Origin of the sequence: Streptomyces sp. NPDC052012, assembly GCF_040689265.1 — a bacterium.
Lineage (GTDB): Bacteria > Actinomycetota > Actinomycetes > Streptomycetales > Streptomycetaceae > Streptomyces.
This window is the reverse complement of sequence record NZ_JBFAXA010000016.1, coordinates 85,077-98,518: the sequence shown is the minus strand read 5'-3', so window position 1 is coordinate 98,518 and position 13,442 is coordinate 85,077. Positions and strand designations below refer to the sequence as shown.

The following is a 13,442-nucleotide window of genomic DNA, read 5'->3' as shown; positions in this document are numbered from 1 at the left end:
GGTGCGCCCGACGCCGTGGCCCGCCGGGATCAGAAGGGTGAGGATCGGCATGAAGGGCTACGTCTTCCACGGCCCCGGGCAGTCCGCCTGGGAAGAGGTCCCCGATCCGGGCATCAAGGAACCCACCGACGCGATCGTGCGGGTCGACGCCGTCACCGTCTGCGGCACGGACCTGCACATCCTCAAGGGCGACGTGCCCGAGGTGCAGCCGGGGACCGTGCTGGGGCACGAGGCGGTCGGCGAGATCGTCGAGACCGGCGGCGACGTCCGCAGCGTCCGCCCCGGCGACCGGGTGCTCGTCTCCTGCATCACCGCCTGCGGCCGGTGCCGCTACTGCCGCGAGGCCATGTACGGCCAGTGCCGGGGCGGCGGGGGCTGGATCCTCGGCCACCTGATCGACGGCACCCAGGCCGAGTACGTCCGCGTCCCCCACGCCGACCTGTCCGTGCACGCCCTGCCCGGCGCGGTCGGCAACGAGGACGCCGTACTGCTGGCCGACATCTTCCCCACCGCCTACGAGGTCGGAGTGCTCAACGGGAGGGTGCGGCCCGGCGACACCGTCGTCGTGGTCGGCGCCGGACCCGTCGGGCTGGCCGCGATCGCCGCGGCGCACCTCTTCGCGCCCGAACGCGTCATCGCCGTCGACGTGGCCGCGCCCCGCCTGGAGTTCGCGCGGAGCCTCGGCGCGGAGGCCGTCGTCGACGCCCGGGAGGGCCCCGAGCAACTGGTCGAGGACCTCACCGACGGACTCGGCGCCGACGTGGTCATCGAGGCCGTGGGCGTCGCCGAGACCTTCGAACTGTGCACCCGCATGGTGCGACCCGGCGGGCGGCTGGCCAACGTCGGCGTGCACGGCGGCCCGGTCACCCTGCACCTCGAGGACCTGTGGATCAAGAACGTCATCCTCACCACCGGCCTGGTCGACACCCACTCCACGCCCACCCTGCTGCGCATGGCCGCAGCCGGCCGGCTGCCCACCGGCCCGCTGGTCACCCACACCTTCCCCCTGGAGCACATGCAGGAGGCGTACGACGTCTTCGGCAACGCCGCCGAGACCGGCGCGCTCAAGGTCGTCCTCGGCGGTCCCCGGCACGACGAGGTCGTCCCGGTGCCTTCGGCGTCCTGACGCACGCCCCTGCGGTAGCGAGGAGGTGACACCCCATGGCGAGGACACGCGGGGCGCGGCTCCCCAGGGTGCGGCTGTGGCGGTGGCGGAGGAACCCGCTGCGGCGCCGCAGCGATGTGATCGAGGCCTGGCTGCTGCTCGCCACGTTCGTCCTCGCCCTGCTGGCCGCGGTGTTCGCCGGCCTGCTGGGGGCCCGGGCCGTGGACGCGTCCCTCGACGAGCGGCGCGCGCAGACCCGGGCCGTCCCGGCCGTGCTGACCAAGGACGCGGCCGACGCGCTGCCGGCCCCCGTCTCCGAGGAGGGGGCGGGCCATGTCTGGGCGCCCGTGCGGTGGACCGCCCCGGACGGCACCAGCCGCACGGGCCGTGCGAAGACCGAACCGGGGGAGAAGGCGGGCAGCCCCGTCACCGTGTGGACGGACCGCACCGGCCGGCTGGTCACCAAGCCCCCCGAGGGAGCGGAGGCCCGGTTCCAGATCGTCATGGCCGGCGTCACGGTCGCCGTCGCCTCCGGGGGACTCCTGCTGTGCGGCGGAGGCGTCGTCAGGGTCCGGATGCGGCGCCGGCGCCTCGACCGGTGGGAGGCGGAGTGGCGGCAGGTCGAGCCCATGTGGCGCAAGCGCATGACCGGCTGACCCGGCCGGCCCGCACGAGGCCCTGACCGGCCACGTCAGTCCGTCCCGGCGTCGCCCGCGGGATCCTCACGGCGGGCGTGCACGAACAGATGCGGCTCCGGCCTGGCCTCGGGATGCGTCGGCGTGAACATCACGCTCTCCTGCGACAGCACCGTCAGACCCGCCGCCCGCACCACAGCGACGACGTCCTGCGCGGCGAAGCTGGTGACCCGCACGTCCTGCCCCATGAAGACGCCGTCGAAGCTCTCCACGTCCAGCGGCACGGTGGCCAGCGCCAGCAGACCGCCCGGCCGCAGCGCCCGCGCCAGCCGCTGCACGAGACCGGCCTGCTCGGCGCGCGACATCTGCAGCAGCGCGAAGTACACACAGACGGCGTCGAACGAGCCGTCCTCGAGCGGCATCCCGTGAATGTCGGCGCACACGAACTCCGCCTCGGGCACCTGACGGGAGGCGATCTCCACCATCACCGGGGACACGTCGACCCCGAGCACCCGGTGACCGGCCCCGGCGAGCGCGGCGGCCGTCGGCCGGCCGGTCCCGCTGCCCACGTCCAGCACCCGGCTGCCGGGCGGCAGCCGTTCGAGCAGCCACCGCAGCGACGCCCGGTGCGCCTCGGAGGAGGCGAACGCCTTCTCGTACTCGCTGCCCAGCGCATCGAAGACCACTGCCGCGGGCGGCCTGCGCTCCTCGTCGACCACGACGCACCCCGTCTCCCGATTCCGACGCATTCCGACGCGCACGCATCGTGCCACCGACGTGCGGCCCCCACAACGCCGCCCGCCGTCCGAGCCGCGGACGCGGCTTGCACGCGAGCGGGGGCGCACGGCAGGGTCGGGGTGTGCCGACACTGCTGATCGTCCATCACACGCCGTCACCCAACTGCCAGGCGATGTTCGAAGCCGTCGTCTCCGGTGCCACCGCCCCGGAGATCGAGAACGTGCAGGTCGTACGCCGGCCCGCCCTGGCCGCCACCGCCGGCGACGTCCTCGAGGCCGACGGCTACCTGCTCGGCACGCCCGCCAACCTCGGCTACATGTCGGGGGCGCTCAAGCACTTCTTCGACCAGATCTACTACCCGTGCCTCGACACCACCCGCGGCCGGCCCTTCGGCACCTATGTGCACGGCGGCAGCGACGTCACCGGCGCGCTGCGCGGCATCGAGTCGATCACCACCGGCCTAGGGTGGCGGCGCGCCGCGGACACCGTGACCGTCACCGGCGCACCCGACAAGGCCGCGCTCGAACGCTGCTGGGAACTCGGCGCCACGCTCGCCGCCGGCCTCATGGACTGACGGTCACGGTTCGTCCATGCGCCGCCGGTCCTGCTCGTCCCACTTCCGAGTGTCGCGCGGCTGGGTGTACGGCTCGGCCTCCGGGGGATGACCGCCGGCGATGGCGCGCTGCCGGGTGATCTCCGCGTCGAACTCGAGGCCCAGCAGGATCGCCAGATTGGTGATCCACAGCCAGATCAGGAACACGATGACGCCCGCCATCGTGCCGTAGGTCTTGTTGTACGAGGCGAAGTTGGCCACGTACACCGCGAACGCGCCGGAGGCGATCAGCCAGATCACCAGGGCCAGGAAGCTGCCCGGGGTGATCCAGCGGAAGCCCCGGACCTTCGCGTTGGGGGACGCCCAGTACAGCAGCGCGATCATCACGACGACCAGGAGGACCAGGACCGGCCACTTGGCGATCGACCACACGGTCACCGCGGTGTCGCCCAGCCCGAGCGCATCGCCCGCGCGGCGGGCCAGATCGCCGGTGAACACGACGATCAGCGCGCTGGCCACGGCCAGCAGCATCAGCACGACGGTCAGCCCGACCCGCACCGGCAGCACCTTCCACGCCGGACGGCCCTCGGGCATGTCGTACACCGCGTTGGCCGACCGGATGAACGCCGCCACATAGCCCGAGGCCGACCACACGGCGAGGACCAGACCGACGATCGCGACGATCGAGCCGATGCCGGCACCGCCCCGCAGCTGGTCGACCGCCTGGGTGAGAATGTCCCGGACCGCGCCGGGTGCCAGGTCCTGGACCTGCTCCATCACCTTGTCCGTGGCCGACTTCCCGGCGATGCCGAGCAGCGACACCAGCACCAGCAGCGCGGGGAAGAGCGCGAGCACCCCGTAGTACGTGAGGGCAGCGGCCCGGTCGGTCAGCTCGTCGTCCTTGAACTCGCGCAGGCTGCCTTTCAGCGCGGCGACCCACGACTGTTTCGGCAGTCCCGTGGGCGCGTCCGGAGCCGCCCGTTCCACCGCGTCGTCCGGCCCCGGCTCCTGCGCCGCGGGCCTCTCGTCGGTCTGCCGGCCGTTCTTGCCCGGTATGTGCAGCTTCATGGGCGCCGGGTAACCACCGCCGCGTGGGTCATTCGCCGAAGGAGGCCGCGCGGCCAACATCTTGTGGGAGCGCTCCCAGCAGGGGAGGATGCCGTACATGATCTCCTCGCCAGCGATCCGTCCCTACCGCCCCGAGGACCGGGACGCCCTCGACGACATCTGCGTCCGCACGGCGCACAACGGCCAGGACAGCCGGCCGGTCTACGCCGACCCCGGGGTCCTCCCCGCGACCTTCGCGGCGCCCTACGTCCATCTGGAACCGGAGCTCGCCTTCGTGCTCGACGACGGTCATGGCCGCGCGGTCGGCTACATCCTGGGCACCGCGGACACCCCCCGCTTCGCCGAGGCCTTCCGCACCACCTGGCTGCCGCTGGTCGCCGAGCGGTACCCCGAGCCGTCCGGCCCGCCGAGCACCCCGGACGAGACGATGGCCCTGCTGCTGCACCACCCCGAGCGCATGGTCGTGCCGGAACTGGCCGCCTACCCCGCCCATCTGCACATCGACCTGCTGCCCGCATGGCAGGGTCGCGGCCACGGCCGGGAGCTGATGCGGACCTTCCTGGGCGCGCTGCAGGGCAGGGGAGTGCCGTCCGTCCACCTCGTGATGGCGACCGCCAACAAGCCCGCCCGCGCCTTCTACGACCGCATGGGCTTCCACGTGATCGACGTACCCATGGACGCCTCGGTGACCTGCCTCGGACGCACCACGCGCGACCTCGACCGACTCTGACGGGACGTCAACGGGGTGTGTGGTTCGGGAGATTCTTCGAAGAATCTGTGAGGCGCTTGAACACATGACGGCCCCCCTACGTATGGGGCGTGGGAATTCCATGCCGACCCCCCGCGTAGGAGTACTGCCTTGGCACGCAACACACGCAGACGCCCGAAACAGCGCGCGACCTTCGCCGCCGTCGCCCTGATGCTGGGCGGAGGAGGGATGATGGCGGCCAACGTCTACGCCTCCGCGACGGTGGAGAGCGGGACGGGCGAGGGCCAGGTCCTCGCAGCCGCCACCATCGACTGCCCCGATGTGGCCACCCAGCTGACCTCGGTGCCGGAGCAGGCGCGGGCCGAGGTGGACAAGGAACTCGCCGCGCTGGACGCGCAGATCGCCGACGCCTACAAGCGCATCGGCGAGTCGACGCAGGCCCTCCAGCAGGACCCGGCCTTCGCGGAGAACGCGATCGCCCAGCCGCTCGAGGAGAAGCGCTCCGCGACCCTCGAGCGCATCGCGATCGCCATCGACCGCGTCGGCGACCGGCCCGAGGGCCTGGACGAGCTGGCCGCCTGCGCGGTGCGCGAGTCGGGCAACGCCCCCGCGCCGACCGACGCCGGGCAGGAGGGCGACGCGGACGCGGGCGAGCAGACGGGCGACGGCCAGGACCAGCAGGACCAGCAGGACCAGCAGGGCGAACAGGGTGCGGACCAGGGCCAGGAACAGGGCGGCAACGGCGGTCAGGGCGGCAACGGCCCCGTCGCCGGCGACTACGTGGACATCAAGAGCGTCCAGCCCGACGTCGCCGAACCGCAGCCGGCCGAGAACGCCTCCCGCGGCACCTTCACCAGCGAGTGCGGCGTCAACGCGAACGGCCTGTTCAACTCGGACAACGTGATCGCGGCGCCGGGTGTCAGCAACGGCGCCCACCACTTCCACGACTACATCGGCAACCAGGCCACCAACGCCTTCTCCAGCGACGAGGAGCTGGCACAGGCCGAGACCAGCTGTGTGGACCAGGGCGACAAGTCGTCGTACTACTGGCCCGTGCTGCGCCTGCAGAACGGCAAGCAGGAGCAGGACGCCAACTCCCCGGGCGGTGGCATCGAGGGCAACGTCGGTGAGATCGTGACGCCCAAGGACGTCACCCTCACCTTCGTGGGCAACCCGCAGGGCGAGGTCACGGCCATGCCCCGGCTGCTGCGCATCATCACCGGTGACGCGAAGTCGTTCGTGAACGGCCCCGCCAACGCCAACGCCTCCTGGAGCTGCACCGGCTTCGAGGACCGGCAGCTGAAGGACAAGTACCCGCTGTGCCCCGAGGGCAGCGACGTGGTGCGCACCTTCAAGTTCCAGAGCTGCTGGGACGGCCGCAACATCGACAGCGCCAACCACCGTACGCACATGGCGTTCGCGGACGCGGCCGGCAACTGCCCGTCCGGCTTCAAGGCCGTGCCGCAGCTGGTGCAGCGCATCGTCTACGACGTGGACGCGCCGAGCCTGGAGGACGGCGGGAAGACCACACCGCTGTTCGCCGTGGACTCCTTCCCCGAGCAGCTGCACAAGCCGATCACCGACCACGGCGACTTCATCAACGTCTTCGACGAGGACCTGATGAAGGAGATGGTCGACTGCATCAACAGCGGCCGGGAGTGCGGCGTCGGCGCCGACGGCGGCGACGGCGGCGGTGACAACGGCGGTGACAACGGCGGCGACAACGGCGGCGGTGAGCCGACCGAGGAGCCTCAGCAGCCGGAGGAGCCGCAGCAGCCGGAGGAGCCCACGGCCACTCCCGACGACCCGGGCCAGGGCGGCGACGGCAACGGCGGCGGTGACCAGTCCGGTGACGGCGGTGACAAGCCCGGGGACGGCGGCGACCAGGGCGGACAGGAGAACCCGTCCGAGCCTCCCGCGGAGAACCCGTCCGAGCCCCCGGCGGAGACCCCGGCCACCGAGGAGCCCTCGGAGCCCGCGGCCACCGAGCAGCCCGGCATCAAGGCCTCGAACCCGCCCGAGGGCGGCGCGGGTGCCGCTGACGGCGGCGACAAGAACGACGGCGGCGACCAGGGCGGCAACGGCGGCCAGGACGGCGACGACGACGCCGGCCAGGCCGCGCAGGGCGCCCAGGTGCCCGGCAGCCTCCCGGAGCTCGAGGACCGGACCGAGGCGCAGGCCGAGACCGGCAGCCTGGCCGAGACCGGTGCCCAGCTGTGGCCGGCCGCGATCGGCGGCGTGCTGGTGGTCCTCGGCTTCTTCGTCCTGCGCAGCGTGAGGCGCAACGCCTGACCCCGTCCCGCAGATGAACGGCGGCAGGACCCGCACGGGTCCTGCCGCCCTCGCGTTCTCGAACGCGCTACCGCTCGGGCGCGGCGGGAGCCGGCCGGGTGCTCTCCCGCCCGCCCTCCGCGTCGATGTGCGGCAGGATCCGGTCCAGCCATCCGGGCGTCCACCAGGCGTGCCGCCCCAGCAGGGTCATCACGGCCGGGACCAGCAGCAGCCGCACCACGGTCGCGTCGATGAGGACACTGACCGCGAGGCCCAGCCCGAGCATCTTCACCACGATGTTGTCGCTCACGATGAACGCCGCGAACACGCTCACCATGATCAGCGCGGCGCAGGTGATGACCCGCGCGGTGATCTCCAAGGCGTGCGCGACCGCCGCCTCGGCGTCCCCGGTGCGCAGCCACGCCTCGTGGACCCGGGAGAGCAGGAAGATCTCGTAGTCCATGCTCAGGCCGAAGATGATCGCGAACATCATCATCGGCACATAGCTCTCGATCGGCACCGTGCCGTGCACACCGAGCGCCGGCCCGCCCCACCCCCACTGGAACACGGCGACGACCACGCCGTAGGAGGCGGTGATGGACAGGACGTTCAGCACGGCCGCCTTGACGGCGACGAGCAGCCCGCGGAAGACGGCCAGGATGATGAAGAACGCCAGGGCGACCACCACGCCGATGATCAGGGGAAGCCGTTCGGCGATGACGTCGCGGAAGTCGACCTGAGCCGCCGTCGTACCGGTGACGTAGGTCTGGGCGTCCGTGCCGCGCACGGCGTCCGGCAGGGTGTCGTCCACCAGGCGGTTCGTCAGCTCGGTGGTCGCCGCGTCCTGCGGGGGCGCCGACGAGTACACCGTGCCGACCAGGACGTCCCCGTCCTGCGTGGCGGTGAGCGGCGTGACGGCGGCCGCGCCGTCGACCCCGTCCAGGGTCTTCTGGGCCTGCGAGGCGAGGTCGGAGCGCTGGGATCCGGGGACGGAGGACTGGTCGATGACGACGGTGAGCGGACCGTTGGAGCCGGGCCCGAACGCGTCGGTCATCAGGTCGTAGGCCCGGCGGTCCGTGAACGACGTGGGGTCCGCGCCGTCGCCGATGTGACCGAGCTGGATCGAGAACACCGGGATCGCGAGGACGGCGATCGTGGCCACGCCCGCCGCGAGGAAATGCCACGGTCTGCGCTCCACCCGCTGCGCGTACCGGTGCCAGGTGCCCTGGGGCGCCGCCCCCGGCTCGGCGTCGGTCTCGGCCACCGGCCGGCGCACCCGGTAGCGGTCGACGCGCCGGCCGATCAGGCCCAGCAGGGCCGGTACGAGGGTGAGCGCGCCGGCCACGGCGGACACGACCGTGACGGCCGCGGCGAGCCCGAGCAGGCCGATGAACGAGACACCGGACACGGACAGACCCGCCAGCGCGACGATCACCGTGCAGCCGGAGACGAGGACGGCCCGCCCGCTCGTGGACGTGGCGTGCCCGGCCGCCTCCACCGGATCCCGGCCGTCCATGATGTCCTGCCGGTACCGGGTGATCAGGAACAGCGCGTAGTCGATGCCGACGCCCAGGCCGATCATGGTGGCCAGCGTCGGCGAGACGGTGGCGAAGGCGAACGCGGCGGCCAGCAGGCCGAGGACGGCGAGACCCCCGACCACGCTGATCAGCGCGGTCAGCAGCGGGATGCAGGCGGCGATGACACTGCCGAAACCGACCAGCAGCACCACGACGGCGACCGCGAAGCCGATCAGCTCGCTCACCCGGTCGTCGGGGGCCGGCCGGGCCAGCTCGCCGAGCGGACCGCCGTACTCCACCTGGACCCCGGCCTGTCGCAGCGGCCGGACGGAATCGTCCACCCCGGTGAGATAGCCGCCCCCCAGGGTCGACGGCTGGACGTCGAAGCGGACGGTGATGTAGGCCGTCTTCCGGTCGGAGGACAGCGGGCCGACGTCCGGCTGCGACCCGTCCGTGGACGAGCCGGACGCGGACAGCGGGTTCTGCGCCGACAGGACGTGCGGGAGCTTCTCCAGGTCGCCGACCACCGTGGACATCTGCGAGCCGAACGCGGTCAGCTGCTGCTGCGCGTCGTGCAGCACGATCTGGCTGCTGTAGCCGCCCGCCTGGGGATCGTGCCGTTGCAGCACCTCGATGCCCTGCTGCGACTGGGCGTCGGGCAGCGTGAAGTTGTCGGAGTAGTCCGCCCCGACCGTGCGGCTCGCCAGCTGCAGGGCCAGCAGCGCCGCCAGCCAGGCGACGATCACGACCGCGAAGTGATGCGCACACCATTCGCCCAGCCGCCGCAGCAGTCCCGCCTTCGGCTTCCTCCTGGTCCCGCCTCGGCGGCGCTTGGACGGCATGGACGTGGTCTCCTCTGCCCGGCCGGGCGCTTCCCGACCCCGCGTCCCATTACATGCGCGCGGGATCATCCCGGCATCTCGGACCATGCGGACACGGTGACGGCCCGCCACTCGCGCGGGGCAGGGGCATGGTGACGCCCGCCGCTCACGCCCCGGGGGGCACGGTGATGGCCCGCCGCCTCACAGGGTGCGTGCTCACCGGTCCCGTGCGACGACGGTGTCCGCTTCACCGAGGCCAGGGGGACCGGCGGCCGGCCGCCGAAGGAACGGGTGGCGCATACGCGTGCCGGCGCGTACGGCCGTACGCCGGCCGCGTGCCGCAGGGCTAAGCACCCCGGAGCCCAGGGCGACCCCGGCCCCCACGAGGGCGCTGCCCACCGCTTGGGCCGGGCCGTAGGCGCCGGTGCCGACGAGCGGCGCGGTGCAGGCGGCGGCCACCGGGATCAGCCCGGAGTACAGCGTGGCGCGCTCCGCGCCGATCCGCTGCATGCCCATGTACCAGCACACGAACCCGATGACCGTGACCACCACCGCCTGCCACAGCAGCGCCGCCGCCTCGACGCGGTCCGGCCCGCGCAGCCAGTCCGTCCCGTCGAGCATCATCCCGGCCGCCGCCGACTCGACCGCGGCGACACCGCTCACCACCGCCGACAGCAGCCGCGGACCGAGGGGGCGCAGCACGGGCACCGCCAGCACCGCGAACCCGACCTCCCCGGCCAGCGCACACACCGAGAAGGCGATGCCCGCCCCGTCCGTGCGCCCCCAGCCCTGCACCGTGAACGCGCCGACGGCCACGAGCACCGCCCCGTACAGGACGAGGCGCTGGGGCCTGCGCCCGTCCAGCAACGGCACGAGCACGGCGACCACCACCGGCGCGCAGCCCACGAACACACCGGGCACCGCGGGTTCAGCGGATCGCTCCGCGGCGAGCACGGCCAGATTGAAGCCGACCATGCCGACCGCGGCGAGCAGCGCGAGCCGGGCCCACTGACGGGACGTGAGCGAGCGCAGCCTGCCGGCCGCGCCCTTCCCGGCGAGGGGGACCAGCAGCAGGCAGGCCAGTGCGTAACGCAGGAACTGGCCGCCCGCGTACGGGTAGTCGCCGAGAACACTGTTGGCGGTGAAGGAGCCTCCGACGAGGACGCAGGCGAGGGCGGCGAGCAGGGCGCCGCGCGTGGCGGTGGAGTTCATGGCACCGACGCTAGGAAGCACGGCGGTCCGCCGAGAGGTCCACTTCCCTCGCGCCATGGAGGACCACTTCGCGCGCCGGAGCGCGGCCGGTCAGCCGGGCTCGGCCTCCCAGCCGTACGCCGTGAGCAGCAGGGCCACGTCGTCCAGCCGGTCCTCCGCCCGGTGCGCCGCCTTGATCAGCTGGTCGGCGAGCTGCTCCACCGAGTCCGTGCGCGTGTCGGCCAGGCAGCGGCGGACCGCCTCGATGCCCGTCTCGATGTCGCCGCCCGGCATCTCCACCAGCCCGTCGGTGTACAGCGCGAGCACACTGCCGGCCGTCAGCGTGAGGGCGGTGACCGGATAGACCGCCTCGGGCTGGACGCCCAGCATCACCCCGCCGACGAGATCGAGGACCTCGGCGCGGCCGTCGGGGTGGCGCAGCAGCGGCGGCGGATGGCCCGCCCGCACCGCGAGGGCGCGGCCGGTGCGCGGGTCGAGCTCGATGTAGCAGCAGGTGGCGATGGCGTCCGCCTCCAGCTCCGACAGCAGCCGGTTGGTGTGGGTGATGACCTCCTGCGGCGGGCGCCCGCTGGCGGCGAAGGCGTGCACCGCGCTGCGCAGCTGCCCCATGACGGCCGCGGCACTCACGCTGTGCCCCTCCACGTCACCGATCACCAGAGCCACCCCGCGGCCGGTCCTGATGACGTCGTACCAGTCGCCGCCGATGGCCATGCCCTGGGTGCCGGGCAGATAGCGGCCGGTGGCGACCATGCCCTCGATGGGGGGCAGCCGGTGCGGCAGCAGCCCCTCCTGCAGTCCGCGGGCGACGGCGGACTCGGCGTCGTAGAGCCGGGCCCGTTCCAGCGCCTGAGCGGCCAGTCCGCTGAGCGCGGTCAGCGCGGAGCGCTCGTCGGGGGTGAACCGGTGCCGGTCCGCCCAGCCGAGGATGCAGGACCCGACCGGGTGACCGGAGGCGATCAGCGGCAGGAACGACCACGAGTTCATCCGGTCCAGGGCGATGCCCGGATACGCGTTGCTCAGCGCGTCCGGCGACTCGAAGAACAGCGGGAACCGGGTGGTCAGGGCGTGCACGCCGGGCAGCGGGGTGTCGAGCGGCACGCCTTCGAACGGATCGAGGAAGCCCTTCGGATAGCCTGACTCCCACAGCAGGTACATCCGCCCCTCTCTGACCGTGTACAAGGCCAGCTCCTGGGCACCGAACGCCGGGAGCAACTGCTCCGATACCGCCTGGCACACATCCTCCACGGTGACGGCCTCGGTGAGGACGCTGGCCATCTGCACCACGTGGTACAGCGCGCCCGCGCGGGCCGGGGCGACCGGCTCCGCCGGGGCGGTCGCCCCTGCCGCCTCGGCGCCGCGATCGGTGACGCGGCCCGCCGGCGCCGGCTCCGCCCCCGTCGGCGGGGTCGTGCGGAAGACCCGGCCGGTCAGGCCGTGCACTCCCGGATAGAGCACGAATCCCAGCCAGGAGCCGTGTGGGTCCGGCACCAGGTACGACACCGGCTGCTGCGACAGCATCGCCGCGCGGTAGCGATCCTCGTAGGCCGGGTCGTGCAGCCAGGTGATCACCCGCCACGGGTGGTGGCCCAGCAACTGCTTGCGCTCACATCCCAGCAGGTCGAGACAGCGGCGGTTGGCGAACGTCACGCGGCCGTCCTGGTCGAGGGAGAACAGCCCGTCGGGCAGCCGCTCGGCGGCCTCCGCCGCGCCCGCCGCACCCGCCGCGTCGACCAGCGCGCCCGTCAGCAGCCGCCCGGCCGAAAGGGACCGTACGACATGGGCCCACAGCTCGACCGGTCGGTAGCGGGGTTGCCGGTCCTCACCCGGCTCGTCCAATACCCGGAAGTGCCGGGCTCTGACGTATCCGGTCGTCAGCGCGTCGCGCCGGCTCGCCCGCAACTCGTGCAGGTCGTCGGGGCACACCCGGTCCTCCACCTCCGCCGTGGTGCCGCGGAACTCGGACGCGTCGAGACCCAGCAGGTCCAGCGCTTCATCGTCCAAGGACCAGCGGTCGGTGTCCAGGTCCCATTCGATGCCGCCGACCTGCACGGCACGGGCCGGCGGGGTGGGCAGCCGCACGCTGACCGGCTGGTCGTCGTACTCGATCCCCGGGACGGCCACGCCGGGGTGCGCGGGGGCGGGCACCCGGCGGGCGTACTCCGTGAGGCGCCGCTCCATGGCCCGTCCGGCGTTGCGCAGCGCGAAGCCGACGTCGTCCGCCGCCATCGGCTCCAGGGACGCCGAGCGCAGCACCACCAGTACCCCCACGGCCTCGCCGCCCGCGCTCACCGGGTGGTACGCGGAGGCGAACGGGTACGGCAGCGCGGCGGTGAACTGGGGGAAGCGCAGCATCGTCGCCCGCTCGTCCGGCAGCCACAGACTCTCCCGGCGCCGATAGGACTCGGCCATGGGCAGCGCGCCGCCCACGGGCACCCGCCACCAGGACCTCAGCAGCGACCGCGGAACCCCGGTCACCACACAGAGCACCAGCGAACGCCGGTCGGGCGAGCGCAGATACACCAGCCCGCCGTAACCGCCCAGGTCCCGGACGGCCGCCAGGGCGGGCTCCGCGAGCGCGTCCTCGATCCGGGCCGGCTCCCCGGTCCGGATGTCCTCCTCGCCCCGGCCGCCCGTGCCTGCGCGCCGTTCTCCGTCCGGTACGGCGGCTGCCTCTTCCATCTCGCGTCCTCCCGGTGCGGACGCACAGGATTGGTTCGCTCCTCACCAGGATGTGCCATGCGCGCCGGGAAGGCGCGGCGGATGCGCCACCGTCGGCAGGGGCCGTCCCACCGCACGGGTCCGCCGCCCGGAAA

General features: G+C 73.0%; 10 protein-coding genes. 5 read left to right on the top strand and 5 right to left on the bottom strand.

Features of this window, described 5'->3' with window-relative positions; genetic code table 11:
- Positions 1-49 precede the first annotated feature (49 nt).
- Positions 50-1,126: an alcohol dehydrogenase catalytic domain-containing protein gene (locus AB0412_RS23930; RefSeq protein ID WP_366404611.1), complete on the top strand. Its 1,077-nt coding sequence runs from the start codon at positions 50-52 to the stop codon at positions 1,124-1,126.
- Between the two features lie 35 nt (positions 1,127-1,161).
- Complete coding sequence (locus AB0412_RS23925) at positions 1,162-1,761, top strand: hypothetical protein (protein ID WP_366404610.1); 600 nt, start codon at positions 1,162-1,164, stop codon at positions 1,759-1,761.
- A 35-nt stretch (positions 1,762-1,796) separates the two neighbouring features.
- On the opposite strand, the gene AB0412_RS23920 is transcribed toward AB0412_RS23925, so the two are convergent.
- Positions 1,797-2,489 (bottom strand): methyltransferase domain-containing protein, encoded by a 693-nt coding sequence (locus tag AB0412_RS23920; protein WP_366404609.1) that lies wholly within the window; start codon positions 2,487-2,489, stop codon positions 1,797-1,799.
- 110 nt (positions 2,490-2,599) lie between these two features.
- On the opposite strand from AB0412_RS23920, the gene AB0412_RS23915 reads away from it, so the two are divergent.
- Positions 2,600-3,052 carry a flavodoxin family protein gene (locus AB0412_RS23915; protein WP_366404608.1) on the top strand — a complete coding sequence of 151 codons (453 nt, stop codon included), beginning with the start codon at positions 2,600-2,602 and terminating at the stop codon, positions 3,050-3,052.
- 3 nt (positions 3,053-3,055) lie between these two features.
- Here AB0412_RS23915 and AB0412_RS23910 read toward each other — a convergent pair whose 3' ends face one another.
- Positions 3,056-4,099: a YihY/virulence factor BrkB family protein gene (locus AB0412_RS23910; RefSeq protein WP_366404607.1), complete on the bottom strand. Its 1,044-nt coding sequence runs from the start codon at positions 4,097-4,099 to the stop codon at positions 3,056-3,058.
- Positions 4,100-4,196: 97 nt separating this feature from the next.
- On the opposite strand from AB0412_RS23910, the gene AB0412_RS23905 reads away from it, so the two are divergent.
- Both AB0412_RS23905 and AB0412_RS23900 read left to right on the top strand, forming a co-directional pair.
- Positions 4,197-4,829: a GNAT family N-acetyltransferase gene (locus tag AB0412_RS23905; protein WP_366404606.1), complete on the top strand. Its 633-nt coding sequence runs from the start codon at positions 4,197-4,199 to the stop codon at positions 4,827-4,829.
- A gap of 207 nt (positions 4,830-5,036) precedes the next feature.
- Positions 5,037-7,100: a DUF1996 domain-containing protein gene (locus AB0412_RS23900; RefSeq protein ID WP_366404665.1), complete on the top strand. Its 2,064-nt coding sequence runs from the start codon at positions 5,037-5,039 to the stop codon at positions 7,098-7,100.
- A gap of 67 nt (positions 7,101-7,167) precedes the next feature.
- Here the strand turns inward: AB0412_RS23900 and AB0412_RS23895 are convergent, their stop codons facing one another.
- The 3 genes from AB0412_RS23895 to AB0412_RS23885 all read right to left on the bottom strand — a co-directional run bounded on the left by AB0412_RS23895 (position 7,168) and on the right by AB0412_RS23885 (position 13,308).
- Entirely contained in the window at positions 7,168-9,438 is a 2,271-nt protein-coding gene (locus AB0412_RS23895; RefSeq protein ID WP_366404605.1) for an MMPL family transporter, read from the bottom strand.
- Between the two features lie 195 nt (positions 9,439-9,633).
- Positions 9,634-10,629 (bottom strand): DMT family transporter, encoded by a 996-nt coding sequence (locus AB0412_RS23890; protein ID WP_366404604.1) that lies wholly within the window; start codon positions 10,627-10,629, stop codon positions 9,634-9,636.
- 90 nt (positions 10,630-10,719) lie between these two features.
- Entirely contained in the window at positions 10,720-13,308 is a 2,589-nt protein-coding gene (locus AB0412_RS23885; protein WP_366404603.1) for a SpoIIE family protein phosphatase, read from the bottom strand.
- Between the last annotated feature and the right edge of the window lie 134 nt (positions 13,309-13,442).

Bases quoted from the DNA above. Each gene is read 5' to 3' on its own strand.
- AB0412_RS23905 (WP_366404606.1), top strand. From the start codon at position 4,197: ATGATCTCCTCGCCAGCGATCCGTCCCTACCGCCCCGAGGACCGGGAC.
- AB0412_RS23925 (WP_366404610.1), top strand. From the start codon at position 1,162: ATGGCGAGGACACGCGGGGCGCGGCTCCCCAGGGTGCGGCTGTGGCGG.
- AB0412_RS23890 (WP_366404604.1), bottom strand. From the start codon at position 10,629: ATGAACTCCACCGCCACGCGCGGCGCCCTGCTCGCCGCCCTCGCCTGC.
- AB0412_RS23900 (WP_366404665.1), top strand. From the start codon at position 5,037: ATGATGGCGGCCAACGTCTACGCCTCCGCGACGGTGGAGAGCGGGACG.
- AB0412_RS23895 (WP_366404605.1), bottom strand. From the start codon at position 9,438: ATGCCGTCCAAGCGCCGCCGAGGCGGGACCAGGAGGAAGCCGAAGGCG.
- AB0412_RS23885 (WP_366404603.1), bottom strand. From the start codon at position 13,308: ATGGAAGAGGCAGCCGCCGTACCGGACGGAGAACGGCGCGCAGGCACG.
- AB0412_RS23930 (WP_366404611.1), top strand. From the start codon at position 50: ATGAAGGGCTACGTCTTCCACGGCCCCGGGCAGTCCGCCTGGGAAGAG.
- AB0412_RS23920 (WP_366404609.1), bottom strand. From the start codon at position 2,489: ATGCGTCGGAATCGGGAGACGGGGTGCGTCGTGGTCGACGAGGAGCGC.
- AB0412_RS23910 (WP_366404607.1), bottom strand. From the start codon at position 4,099: ATGAAGCTGCACATACCGGGCAAGAACGGCCGGCAGACCGACGAGAGG.